This window comes from Aliidongia dinghuensis, from assembly GCF_014643535.1.
Lineage (GTDB): Bacteria > Pseudomonadota > Alphaproteobacteria > ATCC43930 > CGMCC-115725 > Aliidongia > Aliidongia dinghuensis.
This window is the reverse complement of record NZ_BMJQ01000009.1, coordinates 184,623-204,270: the sequence shown is the minus strand read 5'-3', so window position 1 is coordinate 204,270 and position 19,648 is coordinate 184,623. Positions and strand designations below refer to the sequence as shown.

Genomic DNA, 19,648 nt, shown 5'->3' with positions numbered 1-19,648 from the left:
GCGCCGCCCGCCTGAAAAGAAAGACGAGGACCGTTGTCATGAGCTTCATCGAGATGATCGAACCCGTGATCGATCACAGCCTGACCATCGCCCATCGACGCGCCTCGGTCGGCGACGTCGCCCATGGGCTGATCGCCGCGCTGAAGCGGGTCCGGTCGGCGATCGAGGAGGTCGGCGGCTACACGATGGTGTCGCTGCTCGATGGCGCTATTCGCGATCGCCTGATCATCCGTGGCCTGCGCGCAGCACGCGCCGGCGAACGGGAGCAGCCGGCCGCCTTGCCCGTACCGGGCCCGCGCGCGGTCGAGACGGAGACGATCATGATCGCCGCCGCCGAGACCTGCGTCATCTACGGTGCCGACGCGCCCGACATCACCGGACTGCTCCATACCGCCTTCATGCTCGTCGACCGGCTGATCGAGGCGCTGCATGCGGCGCCGACTTGCGAAGACCTCCTTGCCTGTCTGCAGGCCGACGATGCGCGTGACGAGTCCGTCTTCGCCGATGAGGCGGCGGCAGAGCACGCGTCGGTGCACTAAGCTCCAGAAAACGCAGCGGGGTTTCTTGGGCCGGGCGATCTCGATAGAGTGCCGGAACTTTCGACCACGCCCCAGGGAATGACATGGCGATTCTTGTGACCGGTGCCGCCGGCTTCATCGGCTATCACTTGAGCGAGCGCCTGCTCGCGCGGGGCGAGGCGGTGATCGGTCTCGACGTGGTGAGCGACTATTACGACGTCCAGCTGAAGGAGGCGCGGCTCGCCCGCCTCTCCGGCAAGCCGGGCTTCTCGTTCCTGCGCATGGACATTGCCGACCGCGCGGCGATGTCCGGGCTGGCGGCGCGCCATCCGGAGATCACGCGCATCGTCAACCTGGCGGCCCAGCCGGGCGTGCGTTACTCGCTCGAGAACCCGCGCGCCTATGTCGACACCAATGTCGTGGGCTTCCTCGAGATCCTGGAGCTCGCGCGCCATCTGAAGCGGCTCGACCACCTGGTCTATGCCAGCTCCTCCTCGGTCTACGGCGGCAATACCAAGCTGCCGTTCGCGATCGAGGATCCGGTCGACGCGCCGCTGTCGCTCTATGCCGCGACCAAGAAGGCGGACGAGCTCATGGGCCATTGCTACAGCCATCTCTATCGGCTGCCGGCGACGGGCCTGCGCTTCTTCACCGTCTACGGGCCCTGGGGCCGGCCCGACATGTCCGCCTTCATCTTCACCAAGGCGATCCTGGCCGGCGAACCGATCCCGGTGTTCAACAACGGCCAGATGAAGCGCGACTTCACCTATGTCGACGATATCGTGTCGGGCGTCGTCGCCTGTCTCGACCGGCCGCCGGCCGACGATGGCAAGACGCCGCCGCACCGCGTCTACAACATCGGCAACAACAACTCCGAAGACCTCCTGCGCTTCATCCGCGTCATCGAGCAGGCTTGCGGCCGAGAGGCGAAGATCCAGTTCAAGCCGATGCAGGCGGGAGACGTGCCCGAGACCTTCGCCGACATCGAGGCGACCAAACGCGACTTCGGCTTTGTGCCGACGACCTCGATCGACGAGGGCATTCCGCGTTTCGTCGAGTGGTACCGGGACTATCACAAGGCCTGATCGGCGTTTCTGAACGCGATCCAGCCGCCCCAGAACAGGCTCTGAAAGAACCGGGTCACCCGGCCGAAGCCGGCTTCGGCCAGCAGATCCAGGACTTCAGCCTCGGACGCCGGCGGGACGACCCCGCCGGTGATCCGCTCGAACTGTGCTTGGGCTTCTTCGGGGGCGACACCATGCTGGCGCCAGCGCTCGCGCCAGGCGGCGCGGAGCAGCGGCTCGCTGTCATAGGTCCGATAGTTGCCGCCCAGGACCAAGGGCGCGCCCGGTGCCAGGCGCCGGGCGATGTCGGCCAGTAGCCCGGCGCGGCTCGCGGCATCCGGCAGATGGTGCAGCACGCCGATGAGCGTGGCGCCGTCGTGCGGCGTCTCCGGCAGATCGGCGACCAGGCCGAGACGAAGCTCGGTGCGGTCGAGCAGTCCGAGTTCATCCAGCCGGCTGCGGGCGATCTCGATCATCGGCGGGGAGGGATCGGTCGCGGTGAAGCGCCAGCTGGGCTCGAGCGCAGCGATCGTGGCGACATCCTGTCCGGTGCCGACGCCGGCTAGGAGCAGCCGGCGCGCGCCGCCCGAGCCGAGGGCGGCGGCGAGGCAGCAGGCGGCGAGCTCGTGCATCGCCTCATAGCCGGCGAGCGCCAGCCGAGCCTGCCGGTCATAGGCGGCCGCGCGGGACGGATCGAACTTCTTGGCGGCATCGGCGTGCTCGGCCACGATATCGTTCTCCTCGATTGAGTGTTTCGCGCATATCACGCCCACGAAGCCGTGGGCGGCAAAGGACTTTACTTGCGGCATGGTTTGAGAAAATCTCCATCCATGCGCCAACCTCGCTTACCCTCTTTGAACGCGCTCAAGGCCTTCGAGGCCGCCGGTCGGCTCCTGAGCGTGACCGCGGCGGCAGACGCGCTCGCCGTCACCCCGTCGGCCATCAGCCGGCAGGTGCGGCAGCTCGAGGAAGATCTGGGACTGCCGTTGTTCCGGCGGGGGCGCTCGGGGCTCGTCCTGACCGAGGCGGGGACGGCGCTCCTCGCCGGCCTCACCGACGGGTTCCAGCGCATCGCGCAGGCGGTGGACGCGGTTCGGCCGCGGCCGGAGAGCCGCGTCGTCACGGTCAGCATGCTGTCGACCTTCGCCATGCGCTGGCTGCTGCCGCGACTCGGCCACTTCAACGAAGCGTATCCCGACATCGAAGTGCGACTCTCGACCTCGGTCGAACTGGTCGACCTCGCGCGCGGCGACATCGATTGCGCGATCCGGTTCGGCCGCGGCGATTGGCCGGGCCTGCTGGCCGACCGCCTGTTCACCGAACGGCTGACGCCGGTGTGCAGCCCGGCGCTCATCGCCAAGGGGCCGCCGCTCGAACGGCCGGAGGATCTGCGGGCGTATACGCTGCTCCATGCCCGCCTGCGGGCCGACCATTGGCGCATCTGGCTGCACGAGGCCGGGATCGAGGATCTCGACCCGCGTGCCGGCCCCGTGTTCGAGACGCGGAATTTCGTCATCCAGGCCGCCTTGCAGGGGCTGGGCGTTGCCGTGATCGATCCGGCGCTCGTCGGCGAGGAACTCGCTTCCGGACGGTTGATCCAACCCTTCCCCCGCATCCTGGCGCTCGAGGGCGCCTATTTCCTGGTGCGCCATCCGTCCAAGGCGAAGCTGAAGCGGGTCGCGGCCTTTCGTGAATGGCTTCTGAGCGAGGTGGGCGAGGAGACGCACGCCGACTAAATACGGCGCGCTCTTTGTGCGAATGCGATAGCCAACGCCGCGCCAATTCGGCTAAACCTCGACGAGATTGAATGTTCGTTGCGCCACACCATCGCCGGCCGGCTAGGGTCTGCAATATTTTGTGGCTGTTTGCTTATTATTTGGTGCCTTGGAGAGATTTGTGGAAATCGTCGATACGAGGCTTCCCGGCGTCAAGGTTGTAAGACCGAAGATCCACGGCGATCATCGCGGCTTCTTCTCCGAAATCTTTCGCTCGGAATGGCTGCCGCAAGTCGATTTCATTCAGGAGAACCTGTCGCTGTCGGCGGAAGTCGGCACTATCCGCGGGCTGCATTATCAAGAGCCGCCTGACGCACAGGACAAGCTGGTGATGGTGGTGCAGGGGGCGATCCTGGATGTCGCCGTCGACCTGCGCCACGGCTCGCCGACGTTCGGGCAGTGGGTCGCGGTGGAGCTCCGCGCCGAGGACCTGACGCAGATGTTCGTGCCCGTCGGCTTCGCCCATGGCTTCTGCACGTTGCAGCCGAATACGATGGTCCTCTACAAGGTGAGCGCGCCCTATAGCCCGGCGCGCGATCGCGGCATCCTATGGGACGATCCGGATCTCGGGATCGAATGGCCGGTCGCGCCGGGTGCAGCGATCCTGTCCGACAAGGACCGCCGCCTGCCGCGGCTCAAGGACGCCGAGCCGATCTTCCGTTTCGGAGGCTGAGTTGATTCAGGGGCTGGGTTGATGAAGATTTTGGTCACGGGCGGTGCTGGCTTCATCGGTTCGGCGGTGGTCCGGCATCTGCTGGCGGCGACGGACCATGCGGTCGTCAATGTGGACAAGCTCACCTATGCCGCCGACCGGCGCAGCCTCGAGGGCGCCGAGGCGAACGGACGCTATGCGTTCGAGCAGGTCGACATCTGTGACGAGCCGGCGGTCCGGGGCGTGTTCGCTCGGCATCGGCCCGATGCCGTCATGCATCTTGCCGCGGAATCCCATGTCGACCGGTCGATCGACGGGCCGGGTGCCTTCATCCGCACCAATATCCTTGGCACCTATGTCCTACTGGACGTGGCGCTCGCCCATTGGCGCGGTCTCAGCGCCGCCCAGGCCGAGGCCTTCCGCTTCCACCACATCTCGACGGACGAGGTGTTCGGCGCGCTCGGCGACGCGGGCTTCTTCACCGAGGAGACGCCGTACGACCCGAGCTCGCCCTATTCGTCGAGCAAGGCTTCGTCCGATCATCTGGTCAGGGCCTGGCAGCGCACTTACGGCCTGCCAACGGTGATCAGCAACTGCTCCAACAACTACGGGCCCTACCAGTTTCCCGAGAAGCTGATCCCGCTCACCATTCTGAACTGCCTGGCCGAGAAGCCGCTGCCGGTCTATGGCACAGGCAGCAATGTGCGCGACTGGCTCTATGTCGAGGACCATGCACGGGCGCTCACATTGGTGCTGACGCAGGGCCGGGTCGGCGAGAGCTACAACATCGGCGGCAATAGCGAGCGGCGGAACCTGGCGGTGGTCGAGGCCATCTGCCGGATCATGGACCGGTTGCGGCCGCGCGCCGGCGGCGCCAGCCATGCTGCGCTCATCACCTTCGTGACCGACCGGCCGGGCCACGACTTCCGCTACGCGATCGACGCCCGCAAGATTCGCGACGAGCTCGGCTTCGCACCCTCGGTCGATTTCGAGACCGGCATCGAGCGCACCGTCGTCTGGTATCTCGGCCACGAGGCCTGGTGGCGGCCGCTCATCGAGCGCCAATATGGTGGCGAGCGCCTGGGCCTCGCAGGCATGAAATGACGCTGATCCTCGTCACCGGCTCCTACGGTCAGGTCGGGCGCGCGCTGTCTGCGCGCCATCAACCGGGCAAACGCGAGATCATCGGCTTCGATCGCGACGAGCTCGATATCACCGACCTGGATCAGGTCCGGGCAGCGATCGCCGCCAAGCCTTATGCGGCGGTGGTCAACGCTGCCGCCTATACCGCCGTCGACAAGGCCGAGGGCGATCGGGACGTGGCCTATGCCATCAACCGCGACGGCCCCGAGAACTTGGCGCGCGCGTCGGCGGAACGGGGCATCCCGCTGCTGCACATCTCGACGGATTATGTCTTCGACGGCACGCGCGACGGCGCCTACCGCGAGGACGACGCAACCGGCCCGACCGGCGTCTATGGCGCCAGCAAGCTCGCCGGCGAAGCGGCGGTGCGTGCGGCCAATCCGCGTCACATCATCCTGCGCACCTCGTGGGTCTATGCCGTTTCGACGGGCAATTTCGTCGCGACCATGTTGCGGCTTGCGGCCGAGCGACCGGAGCTGCGCGTGGTCGCGGACCAGCGCGGCGGCCCGACCGAGGCCGGTGCGATCGCCGATGCGCTGCTGACCATTACGGAGCTGCTCGGCCAAGAGCGGGTCGATAGCGGGCTTTGGGGCACCTATCACTTCAGCGGCGCGCCGGCCACGACCTGGCACGGTTTCGCCCAGGCGATCGTGGCCGCGGGCGTGCCCCGGCTCCGGATGGTGCCGACGGTCACGCCGATCCGCACCGCGGACTATCCGACGCCGGCCCGCCGTCCAGCGAATTCCGTCCTGGACTGCAGCAAGATTGCGGCTCGGTTCGGTATCCGCCAGCCGGACTGGACCCAGTCGCTCGCCGCCGTCGTCGAGGCGATCCAGACCACCGTGCTCGCCCCCCAGCAGCTTCCGAGGAACAGCGCGTCATGAAGGGCATCATTCTCGCGGGCGGCTCCGGCACGCGGCTTTATCCGATCACGCGCAGCGTCAGCAAGCAGCTGCTGCCGGTCTATGACAAGCCGATGATCTATTATCCGCTGTCGACGCTGATGCTGGCCGGAATCAGGGACATCCTGGTCATCACGACGCCGGCGGACCAGGGCCAGTTCCAGGCTTTGCTGGGCAATGGCAACCAATGGGGCATTAGGCTCGCATACGCCGTTCAGCCGTCGCCCGACGGGCTTGCCCAGGCATTCCTGATCGGCGAGGACTTCATCGACGGCGACGAGTGCACCCTCATCCTCGGCGACAACATTTTCTTCGGCCACGGCCTGACCGACACGCTGAGACGCGCGGTCGCGCTCAAGGACGGCGCGATTGTGTTCGGCTATCAGGTGTCGGACCCCGAGCGCTATGGCGTGGTCGAGTTCGACCAGGCCGGCCGGGCGATCAGCATCGAGGAAAAGCCCAAGAGCCCCAAGTCGAACTACGCGGTGACCGGCCTCTATGTCTACGACCGCCATGTCGTGGAATACGCGAAGCAGGTGCGGCCGTCGGCGCGCGGCGAGCTCGAGATCACCGATCTCAACAATATCTATCTCGAGCTCGACAAGCTGCAGGTCGAAAAGCTCGGACGCGGCTTCGCCTGGCTCGACACGGGAACGCATGCCTCGCTGCTGGCCGCCTCCGAATTCGTGCGGGTCATCGAGCAGCGACAGAACCTCAAGGTCTGCTGCCCGGAGGAGATCGCATACCGGGCGGGGTGGATCTCGCGCGACGTTCTCCTGGAGCTGGCGCAGCCGCTGCTCAAGAACGAGTACGGACAGTATTTGAAGGCGCTTGCCGACGGGCGCTTCGATGTGGGCGGTTGAGACCAGCTTGCCGAGCGCGATGACGGGGCCGCAGTCTACCGCTACGGCTCGGTCATCGCCGGCTCGACCCTTGCCCGCGTCGTCCGCCGTGCGATTGCGGGAACGGCGATCGCGATGAGCAGGCAGCCTGCGACCGGCAGCAGCAGGGTACCGATGAGCCGGTAGCCGATCACGCCGATGACGCCGCCGAGGAGGAACCCGCCGACCGTCGGGATGTGCAGGGCGAGCTTTCGGCGGTCGACCTCGGCCACACCATCGTCGCGCGGCGAGAGGCGGCGATCGAGCAGCTGGCCTAGCTCGATACCGATGTCGGTCACCATGCCGGTCACATGGGTCGTACGGATGCGCGCATTCGACACGCGGGTAATGATGGCGTTCTGCAGCCCCATGGTGAAGCTGAGGCCCAGGATCAGCAGCGACGCCCGCATCGCCTCGGGGACGATCTGCTCGACCAGGCCGCCCAGGAACAGGAGTACTGCCTCGGCCAGCAGGCTGAAGGCATAGGCGCCGTTCGGCCGGCGCCGCTGCGCCTGGTTGATGAGCAGGGTCGATACGGTGGCGCCCGCGATGAACGTGACGATGACCGAGAGCGCGATCGCCGCCTCGCCGACCTCGCCCAACGCCAGCGCGTCCGCCAGCAGCGACATCGTGCCGGTCATGTGCGAGGTATAGTGCCCGGCGACATAGAAGCCGGCGGCATTCACGGCGCCGGCAATCGTGGCGAGCGACCAGGCGAGCCGCCGATCGTCGTCGTCCGTCCGCATCAAGGCCCATGTGTCGCGCATCGCAAAGCCTTCTGCTCAGGTGCTTTTCGGGTGCTTTCGGATCCGCGCTCGAGAACGCGCAATCATCGTAGGATATTCCGCGCTGCTGCTGCATTGCGATATTTCGCCAGGTGCCCTCTCCCCCCATCGACGGATCGCAGGCGGCTCTGGCAATGTCGCCGCACGATAGTTTCGCGTGAAAGGGAAATGAGAATGCCGATCCGGTTCACGGACATCACGGTCGACACGCCGACCAGGGAAAGCCTTGCCGCCCGATACAAGGTGATCGACGCGCTCCTCGACCGGGGCGAGAAGGCTGAAGCCGTTGCGGCCTGGGACAGGCTGCGTCGCGAATACGACAGCTGGAGTGCGCTCGTGGGATTGCGCTTCCAGCAGGACACCGCCGATCCGGAGGCCAAGAAGGCGCGCGACTATGCCGACGCGCTGAGCCCAGAGGCGACCGGCTTCGAGGTCGCGGTCAAACGGCGGCTGCTCGCCGATCCGGACCGTGCCGGGCTCGAGCGCCTGGTCGGGAACCACGCCGTGCGGCTCTGGGAGACCGACGTCACAACCTTCGATCCGGTCATCGCCAAGGATCTCGAGGAGGAGGCGAGGCTCGGCGCGCGCTACACCGAGCTCTTGTCGGCGGCGAAGCTCGAGATCGACGGCGAGACCGTCAATCTTGCCGGCATCGAGCCCTTCGCCCAGGCGCTCGATCGTGAGACGCGGCACCGGGCCGAACGGGCGCGTTGGGCGTTTTTCGAGGCGCACGGGCCCGAACTGGACGAGATCTACGACAAGCTCGTCCATCTGCGCCATGGCATGGCGCGAAAGCTCGGCTACGAGACCTATACGCCCTTGGGCTACCGGCGCATGCGCCGGGTCGATTACGACGCCGCCGACGTGGCGCGCTATCGCGACCAGGTGGCAACCCATGTCGTGCCGCTGATCGCCCGGCTCATGGAGCAACGGCGCCAGGAGAACGGCTGGGACCGGCTCTATTTCTGGGATGAGAGCCTGACCGATCCGGCGGGCAACCCGGTGCCGGCCGGCGACCACAACTTCCTGGTGGCCCAGGCCCAGACCATGTTCGACAACATGGACAAGCGCCTCGGCGATTTCTATCGCCTGATGAACGAGGGCGGCTTCCTCGATCTCAAGAACCGGGCGACCAAGGCCGGCGGCGGCTTCTGCACCTCGTTCCCGACCCACGGCGTGCCGTTCATCTTCGCCAATTTCAACGGCACCGACCACGACATCAAGGTCTTCACCCACGAGATGGGCCACGCTTTCCAGAATTGGGAGAGCCGCCGTCAGCCGGGTATCGACTATCTGTGGCCGACCATGGAGGCGGCCGAGATCAACTCCATGGGCCTCGAGTTCCTGGCCCATCCGCAGATGGCGCTGATGGTGGGCGAGGCGGCGGCCGACCGCTTCCGCCGGATGCATCTGATCGATTCGCTGGCCTTCCTGCCCTATGGCGTGTGCGTCGATCATTTCCAGCACGAGATCTACGCGAAGCCGGAGATGACGCCGGCCGAGCGTCATGCCGTCTGGCGCGCGCTCGAGCGGCGCTACATGCCCTGGACCGACTACGGCGATCTCGCCTACCCGGAAAAGGGCGGTCGGTGGCAGGCCAAGCGGCACATCTATTATCTGCCGTTCTACTACATCGACTATACGCTGGCGCTATGCTGCGCCATGCAGTTCTGGGTGAAGTCCCGGCGCGACTACCAGGCCAGCCTCGAGGCCTATATCGCGCTCTGCGCGCTTGGCGGCTCCGCACCGTTCCAGGACCTCGTGCGCTCGGCCGGGCTGGTCTCGCCCTTCGCCCCGGGTGCGCTTGCCGAAGTGGTGAGCGAGGCGGAGAAAGTGCTCGCTGCCTGAGCCGATCAGACTGAGCCGAACAGACTGATCCGTTCGGCCCGGGGGAACTCATCGCCGGGCCGGCGGGCAGCCTTCCGCATCGGAGGGCGTGCCTGCCCCTGGCGACGGGGCAGGGAACAGCGTCACCGCGATCGCCCGCACCGTTTCGGCGCGGGCCTGTTCGGTGATCGCCGCGGTCAAGCCGCCGACGGCAAGGGCGGCCGTGGCCGCGAGCGCCAGCGACCACGTGCGCAGGGTCATGGTTCGAAACTCCCGGGGGCGGGACAAGGAAAGAACACTCAGGGAAGAAAAAGGCCCACGTCCCGTCCAGCCGCGACTCAGTCCGGGACGTGGGCTGCTCGCCCCTCGCGAGAGAGGCGCCCCGCCTCGCGATCCGCCGGAGAGCCGGTTTCGCGAGGCAAGCTGGTGATGGATGGGAATGGCGGGGTTCGGCGGTGGACCACGAAGGTCTTGAGAGGAGAGCCCCACGTCTCGTCCGGCCGCGACTCCGTGCGGGACGTGGGGCTTTGCGGCCCCGGTTAGAGGGCCGCCTCGCTCGCCACCCGCTGGGCGGGGCGCGAACAAGTCAGGCTGGTGACGGAGACCGACTGGCCGTCGGCGCCGGTTTCGATCGAGTAGGTCGTGGTGCAGATGGGCTGGACGTGCGCTGCGGTCGACACCGTCAGGCTGCGATGGGCGTAGGCGGCGGTGCCGAGACCGGCCGTGAGGGCGGCCGCGAGCAGTGCCAGGGAGATATTCTTCGTCGACATCTTGCGGACTCCGTTTCTCGTCCTCGGTCGCTCACGGCAAGGGGGCGGCGTTTCCGCCATGCCTCACCGGAACTGCCGGGCTCGTGCGAGTCTTGGATTGAATTCGTCTGTCGGTTCGAAGTGACGGCCGCCGGTTCGGTCGAATAAGGGGAGCTTCGCCGCGCCGAGATTGCTTCGATGTCTCGCCCGAACCGTCTGCCGTCACTTCCATCTTCGCTTATCATCGGCTCGAGGACTTGGCGGTGCTGGGCTGTTTTGCCGCCGAGTCTCGGGCTTCTGTTCGGCGCCGATATCTAAGCCATTTCACGCCGCGTGCCAGTTTGATTGGAACGCAATAACTCATTGGAGTGAAACGATTATCTTTCGTGGCGTGACAGCTTGCGTGTGGTGATGTGGCGCATATCGCCATCAAGTGGCGGAAAAGAACAACGAGGCGGTGAAATTCGCTACCGGTCTTGTCCTGCCGGCTGGCGACATGCGGCATCCCGGCATGCCGCTTCCCGGCGCTGAGACCCTGCCGATCTTTCAGACCGTCGCGGACGACATTGTGCCCGGGTGTATTTGGGGCGCGTGCGACGATTCACTTGGTCTTGCTGGGGCAGCATGCTAATCACCCGCCGAGATTCGATCGGCCAGCCCGTGGGGGCGGCAGTACCAAATGATGGAGACATGCATTGAAACGTGCCCTGATCACCGGCATCACCGGTCAGGATGGATCGTATCTGGCGGAGCTTCTGCTGGGTAAAGGGTACGAAGTGCACGGGTTGCTCCGCCGGGCCAGTTCGTTCAACACGGATCGGATCGATCATCTCTATCACGACCCGCATGTGCCGGGACCGAAGCTCACCCTGCACTACGGCGATGTGACCGATGGCACCGTGCTGCGCCGGGTGCTGGAGAAGGTCCAGCCCGACGAGGTCTATAACCTGGCGGCCCAGAGCCACGTGCGCGTGTCGTTCGACGTGCCGGAATATACCGCCGACGTGGTTGCGACCGGCGCGCTCCGGCTGCTCGAGGCGGTGCGCGACCATATGGTGGGCGGCGGCAAGACGGTGCGTGTCTACCAAGCCGGCTCATCCGAGATGTTCGGTGCCGCCCATCCGCCGCAGAGCGAGGCGACGGCGTTCTATCCGCGTAGCCCCTATGCGGTCAGCAAGGTCGCGGCCCACTGGTACGGCATCAACTATCGCGAAGCCTACGGCATGTTCGTGTCGAACGGCATCCTGTTCAACCACGAGAGCCCGCGCCGCGGCGAGACCTTCGTCACGCGCAAGATCACCCGCGCGGTCGGGCGCATCAAGGAAGGGCTGCAGGACAAGCTGTTCCTCGGCAACATGGACGCCAAGCGCGACTGGGGCTTCGCCGGCGATTACGTCGAGGCGATGTGGCTCATGCTGCAGCACCACACGCCCGATGATTTCGTCGTGGCGACGGGCGAGAGCTATTCGGTGCGCCAGTTCGTCGAGCTCGCGTTCGGCCAGCTCGGTCTCGACTGGCAGAAGCACGTCGAGCTCGACCCGCGCTATCTCCGGCCGACCGAGGTCGACGCGCTGCACGGCGATCCGTCGAAGGCGATCCGCGAGCTCGGCTGGAAGCGCAAGGTCTCGTTCCAGCAGCTGGTCGAGATGATGGTCAAGTCCGACCATGAGCTCGCCAGGCGCGAGCGTGTGCTGGTCGATGCCGGCCATCTGTCGGCGGCGCACGGTGCGCACCGGTAAGACGAAGCGGTAGGGCGGCGCGCGGCGGTCCACGGCCGCGCGCCGGAGACTTCAACGGATCCCGCGCAGGCGAGCCGCCGGATCAGGCGGGCGCGAGCGCGGCGGCGGCCCGGCGCACCTGTTCCGCGCGGAGCCCCTGGATCCGGTCCGACAGCGCGCGCATCCGCGCCTCAAGCTCAGGCCCGGCGCGCTCGGGTGAGCCGGTGCCGAACGGCGGCTGTGGATCGTATTCGAGCCCGAGCTCGACGGCCTGGGCGAGCTCGCGCCCACCCAGTTCGGCCAGGATCGTGAGGGCGAAATCGATGCCGGCGGTGACGCCGCCGCCGGTGATGAGCCGGCCGTCGGTCACGACCCGGGCCTTGACCGGGACGGCGCCGAACGCCGCCAGCAGGTCGTGCGACATCCAATGGGTCGTCGCCCGTTTGCCGTAGAGCAGGCCGGCAGCGCCCAGCACCAGCGCGCCGGTGCACACCGAGGTGATGTAGCGGGCACCCCAAGCCTGGTGGCGGATGAAGTCCAGCACCGGCGCGTCGGTCAGGAGTTCGTTGATGCCCGGGCCGCCGGGCACGCAGATGAGGTCGAGCGGCGGGCACGTGACGAAGCTGTCAGTCGCCACGATCGCGAGACCGCGGTCGGATGCAACCGGACCCGCCTCCTTCCAGACAAGATGGATCGCAGAACCCGGCAGGCGGGACAGGACCTCGTAGGGTCCGGTCATGTCGAGCTGGGTCATGCCGGGGAACAAGAGGAAGCCGATCCGGAACGTTGGCTCTGTCATGGGCGAAGGCCTTCTGCCTTGGGAGCGGCCTGGGTGGCCGCATCCTTATGTTGCGCCGATGATGGTTTGGCGGCTATGTCAAACATCCCTCCCTTTCCGCCAAGGAGGCATGCCCATGTCCCGCAAAGTTGCCGTGCTTGCCGTCCCGGACGGCCAGCTGCTTGACATCACCGGACCGTTCCAATGTTTCGCGAGTGCCAACGAGCCGGCATGGAATGGGGCCGAGCCGCCCTATGAGCCGGTCGTGGTCTCGCTGGCCGGTGGACCGTTGCGCACGTCGAGCGGTCTTGTGATCGAGACGCGCCCGCTCGCCGAGCTCGATGGCGAGGAGGTCGATACGCTGATCGTCGCCGGCGGCATCGGCACGCGCCGGGCGATGCATGACGAGGCCGTGATCCAGGCGATCCGCCATTGGGCGGCTCGGGTGCGCCGTCTCGCCTCGGTCTGCACCGGGGCCTATCTGCTCGCCGCGGCCGGGCTGCTCGACGGCAAGCGCGTTGCGACCCACTGGTGGGCGGCGGACGGCCTGCAGCGCCGCTTTCCGCAGATCCGGGTCGAGCCCGAGCCTATCTTCATCCATGACGGCGGCATCTGGACCTCGGCCGGCGTCACCGCCGGCATCGACCTGTCCCTGGCGCTAATCCAGGAAGATCTGGGCCATGACCGGGCGATGGCGATCGCCCGCGCGCTCGTTGTGTTCCTGAAACGGCCGGGCGACCAGGCTCAGTTCAGCGCGGCGCTCGAGGCGCAGGTCTCGTCCGACCAGGATTTCACCGGCTTGCACGCCTGGGTGCGCGAGCATCTGGCCGAGGACATCAAGGTCGAACGGCTGGCCCGGCGGGTCGGCATGTCGGAACGCACTTTCGCCCGCGCCTATGCCGCCAAGGCCGGCCGCACGCCGGCGCGCATGGTCGAGGCACTGCGCCTCGAGGCCGCGCGCCGGGCGCTCGAGACGACCGACCGGCCAGTGAAGCAGGTGGCTCGCGAATGCGGCTTCGGCGACGAGGAACGGATGCGGCGCGCGTTCCAGCGGCGCCTCGGCGTCTGCCCGCTCGACTACCGCATGCGTTTCGCCGCCGAGTGACCGGTGAGCCGCTCCTGGCGCCAGGCCGTCAGCAGGGCCGCCTCCCGCTCCAGGCTGAGGCCGGCGCGCCACTGCCGGGTTGAATCGCGGGTGCCGAGCCAGTCGGCGGTGTCGCGGAACGTCTCGGCGAGCGGCCGGAAACGCAGGCCGGCGGCGATCGCGCGATGGCAGTCGATCGTGAACAGCCCGGCGAGCGCCTTCTCCCGCGCGGGCAGCCAGAGCGGCAATGTCTCGGCCGGTATGCCCCGGTCGATGTCGATGCCCTGGCTCACCAGGAATGCGTCGTCGACCCAATGGAGCTCGGCACTGGCGCCGAGGGCAGCGCGGCCGGTCTTGAGCAGGTCGCCCATGGTGAGAGACGTCGCCGGGCCCGCGGCGTTGTAGGTCCCGGTCGCCTGGGACTCGGCCATCGCGATCATCCAATGTGCGAGATCGCGCACATCGATCACCTGGACCGGCGCACGCTGCCGGCCGGGCGCCAGCACGGCGCCGCCGTGCGCCAGCCGCCACGGCCAATAGCTGAACCGGTCGGACGGGTCGTGCGGCCCGACGATGAGCCCGGGCCGGATGATGAGCGTGCGTCCCGGCAGGATGGCGTCGACCGCCGTTTCGGCCCGTGCCTTCAGCGGCCCGTAAGTCGCCGGGCGTATCTCCTCGGTCGATGGATCGTCGAGGCGGGTCGCGATCGGGTGCGCTTCGTCGAGCCCGTGGGGCAGGGGGGCCGAATAGACCGAGATCGACGAGACGAAGGTGTAATGGCCGACCGAGCCTTCGAGCGTCAGCGCCGCATGGCGGACCAGCCGGGGCACGTAGCCCGACGTGTCGATGACCGCGTCCCAGCGCCGGCCGGTAAGCGCGCGCAGGTCGCCGGCCCGGTCGCCGACCAGATGCTCGATTTGCGGGAACAGGGTGGGATTGGTCTTGCCGCGCGTGAACAGCGTCACGTGATGGTGTCGTGCGAGGGCGGCCTCGACGAGATGACGACCGAGAAATTGCGTGCCGCCAAGGATGAGCAGGCGAAACATCGGGTTGGACACCCCGCTTTTTTGGACGGGGGCACGTCCACCCGTCTTCCGCGGAGCCGTCGATGCGGCGCCGCCGCCGAAACCAACAGGCGATCACCCTAGAACCGTCGCCGCCGAATGGGAAGGGCGACGCGAGGGCGATCTGGGGCCTATGCCCGGCCGAATGGCGAGCAGGAAACATTTAACCATGGGTAGGTTACGCTCGGCGCCCCAAACCAATAAGGAGAGCGGCCTGGTGGCGCCCATCCCAGAACCGAGCCGCCCAGAACCGAACCGTGCAGCGCAGCGACCGCGGCGCGGGTCGTCTTCCGGTATTCTCGGCTTCGTCCTTCTGGCCTGCGTGGCGCTGGCGGCGATCGACGGTTGGATGATCTTCCGGTCACGGGCGATCGAACTCGACCATGCCGAGACCGAGACGCGGAATCTTGCCCGCTCGCTTGCCGAGCATGCCGACGATGCGGTGCGCGCGGCAAACTCCGTGCTGGTCGACATGGTCGAGCGGGTCGAGGCGGACGGCACCGGTGCCGCCGCGCTCGAACGGCTGCATCGGCATCTGGCGGCGGAGCAGGCCGAAACGCCCGGGCTGGGCGGCCTGTTCCTCTATAGCGATACCGGCGACTGGCTCGCGTCTTCTTCGCCCACGGTGCCCGTGGGCCGCAACAACGCCGAGCGCGAATATTTTCAATATCACCGGGACCATGCGGACCTCGGCCTGCACGTCGGTACGCCCGTCGTCGGCAAGACAAACCAGGATTGGGTCATCCCGGTCTCGCGCCGCTTCAATCATCCCGACGGCAGCTTCGGCGGCGTGGTGCTCGCGACCCTGTCGACCGCCTATTTCCAGGAATATTACGGCACGCTCAAAGTCGGTGCCACGGGCGCCATTCGGCTGTTCCACAAGAACGGCACGCTCCTCGTCGAGCAGCCGTTCAAGTCGGCGGAGATCGGCCGCGATCTCTCGAACAACCTGCTGTTTCGAACCTATTTGCCGGCAGCACCCTTCGGCAGCTTCGGCCATGAGTCGATGCTGGACGAGTTGCAGCGGATCACCGGCTATTACAGCGCCGAGCGCTATCCGCTGGTCGCAGTCGTCTCGTTCGGCCGCGACGAGATCCTCAGCGCCTGGTGGCGTTATGCCCAGGTCGAGACCGCCGGCCTCATCGCCGTCATCGTCGTGATCTGCGTGATCGGCTGGCGGCTCGGTTCGCAGATCCGGCGGCGGCAGGAGGCAGAACGGCTGTTCCGCACGATGTTCGACCATTCGCCCGACAATCTCGTCGTGCTGGCGATCGCCTGGGACGGCACGCTGCGGGTCGAGGCCTGCAACAAGGTCGACAGCGGTTTCCTCGGTATCGACGCCGCCACCGTGGGGCAACTCGTCGACGACATCGTGCCGCCGTCGCGCGCGGCCGTGATCCGCGAACAGGTGGCTTCGGCGGCAGCACGCCGCCAGCCGCTCAAGTTCGAGATCGACGAAGAGGATGCGGCCGACGGCCGGCGCGACTGGGAGGTCGTCGTCTTGCCGATCGCCGACGGGACCGGCCGGGTCGCGCGCGCCAAGATACGTGCGCGCGACATTACGGACCGCCGCCGCGGTGCGGCCCTGCTTGAGCAGCAGCATCGGCTGCTGAGTGCTGTGCTCGACAACATGCCGGACGGTGTCGGGCTCGTGGACGAGGAGCCGCAGCTCGTCGCCTGGAATCAGCAATGCTTCGACCTTCTGGGGCTGGATGCGGACGAGATCCTGGAGGCACCGGACCGGCTGGGCCGGCTGATCGGTGCGCTCGCCGAGGCCCGGTTCTATGGCCCAGGACGGGCGGACGAGCTGACCGAGGCCCGTCGCCAGTCGGTCCGTGCCGGTGTGCCGGTCCAGAGCCGCCATCAGCTGTCGTCGGGACGCTGGATCGAGCGGCGCGGCGTGCCGACGGCGAACGGCGGCTATCTGACGCTCATTCGCGACATCACCGAGGCGGTCGCCCGGGAGGAGGAGATCGAGGGCGCGCGCTTCAGCCTGGAGGCGCAGGCAACGGAGCTCATAGAGGCGCGCGAGGCGGCCGACGCGGCGAACCGGGCGAAGAGCGAATTCCTCGCGAATATGAGCCACGAGATCCGCACGCCGATGAACGGCATCCTCGGCATGAACGCGCTGCTGCTCGACACCAGCCTCACACCCGAGCAGCGCAAGTTCGCCGAAGCGGTGCGTTACTCGGCCGACGCGCTCCTCGATCTCATCAACGACATTCTCGACGTCTCGAAGCTCGAAGCGGGGCAGGTCGAGCTCGAGACCATCGAGTTCGCACTCCACGACGTGGTGGAAAAGACGATCGAGCTCATGGTGCCGCGGGCGATGGAGAAGGGCATCGAGCTCGCCTGCTGGATCGATCCGGCGGCCCGCCGGTCGTTCCACGGCGACCCGTCGCGTCTCAGGCAGGTGCTGCTGAACCTGGTCTCCAACGCGGTGAAGTTCACCCAGCGCGGCCATGTGCTGGTCGAGGTGACGGCCGAGCCGCTGCCGCGCGATCCGGCACGCGATCCGGCGTCGGGCGTCGAGGCGGCGCGCAGCCGGATCCGGTTCACCGTCGAGGATACCGGGATCGGGCTCAACGCCGAGGCCAAGGCCAAGCTGTTTCAGAAATTCCAGCAGGCCGACGGCTCGATCGCGCGCCGGTTCGGCGGTACCGGTCTTGGACTCAACATCTCGAAACGCCTCATAGACCTGATGGACGGCCGCATCGGCGCCGAGGACCGGCCGGGCGGCGGCAGCCGCTTCTGGGTCGAGGTACCGTTGCGCCATGCCGACCCGCGCGTGCCGGTGCCGCCGCCTGAGCTTGCCGGCCGGCGCATCCTGGTCGTCGACGGGTTCGAGCCCCGGCGGCAGATCTGCGGCCGCTGGCTCAGCGAGGCCCACGCCTTCGTGACTGAAGCCGCTGGTGCCTCCGCGGCGCGCGAGGCGATCCGCACGGCCGCCCAGCCGTTCGACGCGATCCTGGCGGACGAGGCGGTCGGCGAGCCCGACCAAACGATGTTGCAGACGCTGGTCGGGGAATCCGACGGTGCGCAACTAGTGCTGCTGACCGGGCTTGGCCGCAAGGCGCCACCGGAAGCGGCCGCCGCGGCGGCAAAGCCGCCGACCCGCCGATCGGTGATGGAGGCGCTGCAGCAGGCACTCGCAATCGACGTCTCCGAAGTGACACGGCTCATCGCCGCCGCGCGGCAGGGCCGCATCCTGGTGGCCGACGACAATTTCATCAACCGGCAGATCGCCGAGACGATCCTGACAGACGCCGGCTTCGCGGTCGACACGGTGACCGACGGCGGTGCCGCACTCGAGGCGATCGAGAGCCGTGCTTACGATCTCGTGCTCATGGACCTGCAGATGCCGGGACTGGACGGCCTGCAGGCGGCGAGGCAGATCCGCGCTTCGGGCGGCGGCATGGCGCGGGTCCCGATCATCGCCATGTCGGCCTCCATGCTGACCGGCGCGCGCGAGGCGTGCCTTGCGGCGGGCATGGATGATTTCGTGACCAAGCCGTTCGACCCGGAGCAGTTCATCGGCACGATCGACCGTTGGCTTTAGTCGTTAAAATCCGATGCCGGCTGCCGGGCGTCGCGTGGCTTTCAGGGCCGCGTGCCGAGCGAGCTCACGTCTCGGTCGCGGATTGCACCTCCCGGCGCCAACGCGCCGCCGTCATGCCCATGCGCTGCTTGAAGACGCGCTGGAACGCAGCCTCCGACTGATATCCCACCGTTTCCGCGATGGCGCCGATCGACAAGCCCGGCTTGCGCAGCTCGTTGGCGGCGAGCGTCATGCGAATGTCGGTCAGGAGCTCGCTTGCCGAGCGGCCGAGGCTCTCCTGGAAATGCCGCGCGAAGGTCGCGCGCGACATGTGGCAGAGGCGGGCGAGCTCCGGCAGCGACCAGGGGTGGCCCGGCTCCTGAAACAGCGCCGTCAGCGCGGGCGCCAGGCGCGGATGACCGGCGAGCGCCAGGAGCCCGGTCGGCGCCGCTTCGGCCTCGCTTGCGAGCCGCAGGGTCAGCGCGAACAAGGCGGTCGACAGTGCATTCAGCATGGCGCGGCCGCCCAGTTTTTCGACCGCCGATTCCAGGCGCATGAGCGAGACCAGACCCGCGAGCTGGGCGCCGGTGCCGGGCGGCGCAGTCGCGGCGCTATGGTCGGCTGCGCGCACCACCAGCTGGGCCGGCAGATGGTCCCGCAGCAGGCGATCGTACGGCGGGCTCAGCATGAAATGGCCGCACAGCATGTCGAGCCGGTCGCCCGTGCCGGCGTTCTCGTGGATCGTCACATGGGCACGCTCGGACTTCTGCGCCGGCACCGGCGGGGCGCCGCTGCCGTCGTGCAGCACGTGCCGGGGCGCCTGGGGCAAGAGCAGGATGTCGCCGGCCGCGAGACGTGTCGGCCGGCCGCCGGCCGGATCCTCGAGCATGGCCGAGCCGCCAAGCACGACGTGATACGGGATCTCGCCTGTCGCCGCCGGCCCCTGCTCGATGCGCCAGGGCGCGCCGTAGAAGCAGCGCAGGTCGAGCCGGCCGCGCACGGGTACCAGCTCCAGCAGGCGGCTCAGCCAATCCATCGGTTCCGACATGTGGGGCCTCATTATTGAGACGAATTGGCATAAACTGGAGCGTATGAAGCATTAAAAATCGCAGTTGGCACACATACATTGATGTCGTGTTCGGCGCCACCCCAACCGGCGCCGCAGACCTC

18 protein-coding genes are annotated in these 19,648 nt (G+C 67.4%); 11 read left to right on the top strand and 7 right to left on the bottom strand.

Annotated features, from left to right (window positions below; all coding sequences use genetic code 11):
• Nucleotides 1–38 precede the first annotated feature (38 nt).
• Entirely contained in the window at nucleotides 39–539 is a 501-nt protein-coding gene (locus IEY58_RS18195; protein ID WP_189048330.1) for a hypothetical protein, read from the top strand.
• Between the two features lie 83 nt (nucleotides 540–622).
• Complete coding sequence (locus IEY58_RS18190; RefSeq protein WP_189048328.1) at nucleotides 623–1,603, top strand: GDP-mannose 4,6-dehydratase; 981 nt, start codon at nucleotides 623–625, stop codon at nucleotides 1,601–1,603.
• On the opposite strand, the gene IEY58_RS18185 is transcribed toward IEY58_RS18190, so the two are convergent.
• Nucleotides 1,591–2,391 (bottom strand): class I SAM-dependent methyltransferase, encoded by an 801-nt coding sequence (locus IEY58_RS18185; RefSeq protein ID WP_189048326.1) that lies wholly within the window; start codon nucleotides 2,389–2,391, stop codon nucleotides 1,591–1,593. The genes IEY58_RS18190 and IEY58_RS18185 overlap by 13 nt on opposite strands.
• A gap of 21 nt (nucleotides 2,392–2,412) precedes the next feature.
• Between IEY58_RS18185 and gcvA the strand changes: the two genes are divergently transcribed.
• The 5 genes from gcvA (at nucleotide 2,413) to rfbA (ending at nucleotide 6,917) form a co-directional block, all read left to right on the top strand.
• On the top strand, nucleotides 2,413–3,318 hold the full coding sequence (gene gcvA, locus IEY58_RS18180) for a transcriptional regulator GcvA (protein ID WP_189048324.1): 906 nt from the start codon (nucleotides 2,413–2,415) through the stop codon (nucleotides 3,316–3,318).
• Nucleotides 3,319–3,478: 160 nt separating this feature from the next.
• Nucleotides 3,479–4,030: a dTDP-4-dehydrorhamnose 3,5-epimerase gene (gene rfbC / locus IEY58_RS18175; protein WP_189048322.1), complete on the top strand. Its 552-nt coding sequence runs from the start codon at nucleotides 3,479–3,481 to the stop codon at nucleotides 4,028–4,030.
• A 21-nt stretch (nucleotides 4,031–4,051) separates the two neighbouring features.
• A complete protein-coding gene (rfbB, locus tag IEY58_RS18170) occupies nucleotides 4,052–5,113 on the top strand; it encodes a dTDP-glucose 4,6-dehydratase (protein WP_189048320.1) in 1,062 nt (353 codons plus the stop codon).
• The gene (gene rfbD / locus IEY58_RS18165; protein ID WP_189048318.1) at nucleotides 5,110–6,036 is read left to right on the top strand and encodes a dTDP-4-dehydrorhamnose reductase; all 927 of its coding nucleotides are present in this window, start codon (nucleotides 5,110–5,112) and stop codon (nucleotides 6,034–6,036) included. Before rfbB ends, rfbD begins: the two co-directional genes overlap by 4 nt.
• Entirely contained in the window at nucleotides 6,033–6,917 is an 885-nt protein-coding gene (gene rfbA, locus IEY58_RS18160) for a glucose-1-phosphate thymidylyltransferase RfbA (RefSeq protein ID WP_189048316.1), read from the top strand. Before rfbD ends, rfbA begins: the two co-directional genes overlap by 4 nt.
• A gap of 41 nt (nucleotides 6,918–6,958) precedes the next feature.
• On the opposite strand, the gene IEY58_RS18155 is transcribed toward rfbA, so the two are convergent.
• A complete protein-coding gene (locus IEY58_RS18155) occupies nucleotides 6,959–7,702 on the bottom strand; it encodes a YoaK family protein (protein ID WP_189048314.1) in 744 nt (247 codons plus the stop codon).
• Nucleotides 7,703–7,894: 192 nt separating this feature from the next.
• On the opposite strand from IEY58_RS18155, the gene IEY58_RS18150 reads away from it, so the two are divergent.
• On the top strand, nucleotides 7,895–9,568 hold the full coding sequence (locus IEY58_RS18150; protein ID WP_189048312.1) for a M3 family oligoendopeptidase: 1,674 nt from the start codon (nucleotides 7,895–7,897) through the stop codon (nucleotides 9,566–9,568).
• A gap of 48 nt (nucleotides 9,569–9,616) precedes the next feature.
• Here the strand turns inward: IEY58_RS18150 and IEY58_RS18145 are convergent, their stop codons facing one another.
• Nucleotides 9,617–9,808: a hypothetical protein gene (locus IEY58_RS18145; protein ID WP_189048310.1), complete on the bottom strand. Its 192-nt coding sequence runs from the start codon at nucleotides 9,806–9,808 to the stop codon at nucleotides 9,617–9,619.
• 278 nt (nucleotides 9,809–10,086) lie between these two features.
• Nucleotides 10,087–10,317 carry a hypothetical protein gene (locus IEY58_RS18140; protein WP_189048308.1) on the bottom strand — a complete coding sequence of 77 codons (231 nt, stop codon included), beginning with the start codon at nucleotides 10,315–10,317 and terminating at the stop codon, nucleotides 10,087–10,089.
• Nucleotides 10,318–10,991: 674 nt separating this feature from the next.
• Here IEY58_RS18140 and gmd point away from each other — a divergent pair.
• Nucleotides 10,992–12,035 carry a GDP-mannose 4,6-dehydratase gene (gene gmd, locus IEY58_RS18135; protein ID WP_189048306.1) on the top strand — a complete coding sequence of 348 codons (1,044 nt, stop codon included), beginning with the start codon at nucleotides 10,992–10,994 and terminating at the stop codon, nucleotides 12,033–12,035.
• Between the two features lie 82 nt (nucleotides 12,036–12,117).
• Here gmd and IEY58_RS18130 read toward each other — a convergent pair whose 3' ends face one another.
• A complete protein-coding gene (locus IEY58_RS18130) occupies nucleotides 12,118–12,813 on the bottom strand; it encodes a DJ-1/PfpI family protein (RefSeq protein WP_189048304.1) in 696 nt (231 codons plus the stop codon).
• Nucleotides 12,814–12,928: 115 nt separating this feature from the next.
• Here IEY58_RS18130 and IEY58_RS18125 point away from each other — a divergent pair, with 115 nt between their 5' ends.
• Complete coding sequence (locus IEY58_RS18125) at nucleotides 12,929–13,897, top strand: GlxA family transcriptional regulator (RefSeq protein WP_229743803.1); 969 nt, start codon at nucleotides 12,929–12,931, stop codon at nucleotides 13,895–13,897.
• Here the strand turns inward: IEY58_RS18125 and IEY58_RS18120 are convergent.
• Nucleotides 13,870–14,922, bottom strand: coding sequence for an NAD-dependent epimerase/dehydratase family protein (locus IEY58_RS18120; RefSeq protein ID WP_189048300.1), 1,053 nt, complete (start codon nucleotides 14,920–14,922; stop codon nucleotides 13,870–13,872). The genes IEY58_RS18125 and IEY58_RS18120 overlap by 28 nt on opposite strands.
• Before the next feature lie 367 nt (nucleotides 14,923–15,289).
• Between IEY58_RS18120 and IEY58_RS18115 the strand changes: the two genes are divergently transcribed.
• Nucleotides 15,290–18,499, top strand: a complete 3,210-nt coding sequence (locus IEY58_RS18115) for a response regulator (RefSeq protein ID WP_189048298.1) — start codon at nucleotides 15,290–15,292, stop codon at nucleotides 18,497–18,499.
• A gap of 64 nt (nucleotides 18,500–18,563) precedes the next feature.
• Here the strand turns inward: IEY58_RS18115 and IEY58_RS18110 are convergent, their stop codons facing one another.
• Nucleotides 18,564–19,526: a cupin domain-containing protein gene (locus tag IEY58_RS18110; protein WP_189048296.1), complete on the bottom strand. Its 963-nt coding sequence runs from the start codon at nucleotides 19,524–19,526 to the stop codon at nucleotides 18,564–18,566.
• Nucleotides 19,527–19,648 lie beyond the last annotated feature (122 nt).

What these genes read in the sequence shown, in the direction of transcription:
- rfbD (WP_189048318.1), top strand. Translation starts at nt 5,110, where the DNA reads ATGACGCTGATCCTCGTCACCGGCTCCTACGGTCAGGTCGGGCGCGCG.
- IEY58_RS18190 (WP_189048328.1), top strand. Translation starts at nt 623, where the DNA reads ATGGCGATTCTTGTGACCGGTGCCGCCGGCTTCATCGGCTATCACTTG.
- IEY58_RS18145 (WP_189048310.1), bottom strand. Translation starts at nt 9,808, where the DNA reads ATGACCCTGCGCACGTGGTCGCTGGCGCTCGCGGCCACGGCCGCCCTT.
- IEY58_RS18150 (WP_189048312.1), top strand. Translation starts at nt 7,895, where the DNA reads ATGCCGATCCGGTTCACGGACATCACGGTCGACACGCCGACCAGGGAA.
- rfbA (WP_189048316.1), top strand. Translation starts at nt 6,033, where the DNA reads ATGAAGGGCATCATTCTCGCGGGCGGCTCCGGCACGCGGCTTTATCCG.
- gcvA (WP_189048324.1), top strand. Translation starts at nt 2,413, where the DNA reads ATGCGCCAACCTCGCTTACCCTCTTTGAACGCGCTCAAGGCCTTCGAG.
- IEY58_RS18115 (WP_189048298.1), top strand. Translation starts at nt 15,290, where the DNA reads ATGATCTTCCGGTCACGGGCGATCGAACTCGACCATGCCGAGACCGAG.
- IEY58_RS18125 (WP_229743803.1), top strand. Translation starts at nt 12,929, where the DNA reads ATGTCCCGCAAAGTTGCCGTGCTTGCCGTCCCGGACGGCCAGCTGCTT.
- IEY58_RS18195 (WP_189048330.1), top strand. Translation starts at nt 39, where the DNA reads ATGAGCTTCATCGAGATGATCGAACCCGTGATCGATCACAGCCTGACC.
- IEY58_RS18130 (WP_189048304.1), bottom strand. Translation starts at nt 12,813, where the DNA reads ATGACAGAGCCAACGTTCCGGATCGGCTTCCTCTTGTTCCCCGGCATG.
- IEY58_RS18140 (WP_189048308.1), bottom strand. Translation starts at nt 10,317, where the DNA reads ATGTCGACGAAGAATATCTCCCTGGCACTGCTCGCGGCCGCCCTCACG.
- IEY58_RS18155 (WP_189048314.1), bottom strand. Translation starts at nt 7,702, where the DNA reads ATGCGCGACACATGGGCCTTGATGCGGACGGACGACGACGATCGGCGG.
- rfbB (WP_189048320.1), top strand. Translation starts at nt 4,052, where the DNA reads ATGAAGATTTTGGTCACGGGCGGTGCTGGCTTCATCGGTTCGGCGGTG.
- IEY58_RS18110 (WP_189048296.1), bottom strand. Translation starts at nt 19,526, where the DNA reads ATGTCGGAACCGATGGATTGGCTGAGCCGCCTGCTGGAGCTGGTACCC.
- IEY58_RS18185 (WP_189048326.1), bottom strand. Translation starts at nt 2,391, where the DNA reads ATGCCGCAAGTAAAGTCCTTTGCCGCCCACGGCTTCGTGGGCGTGATA.
- IEY58_RS18120 (WP_189048300.1), bottom strand. Translation starts at nt 14,922, where the DNA reads ATGTTTCGCCTGCTCATCCTTGGCGGCACGCAATTTCTCGGTCGTCAT.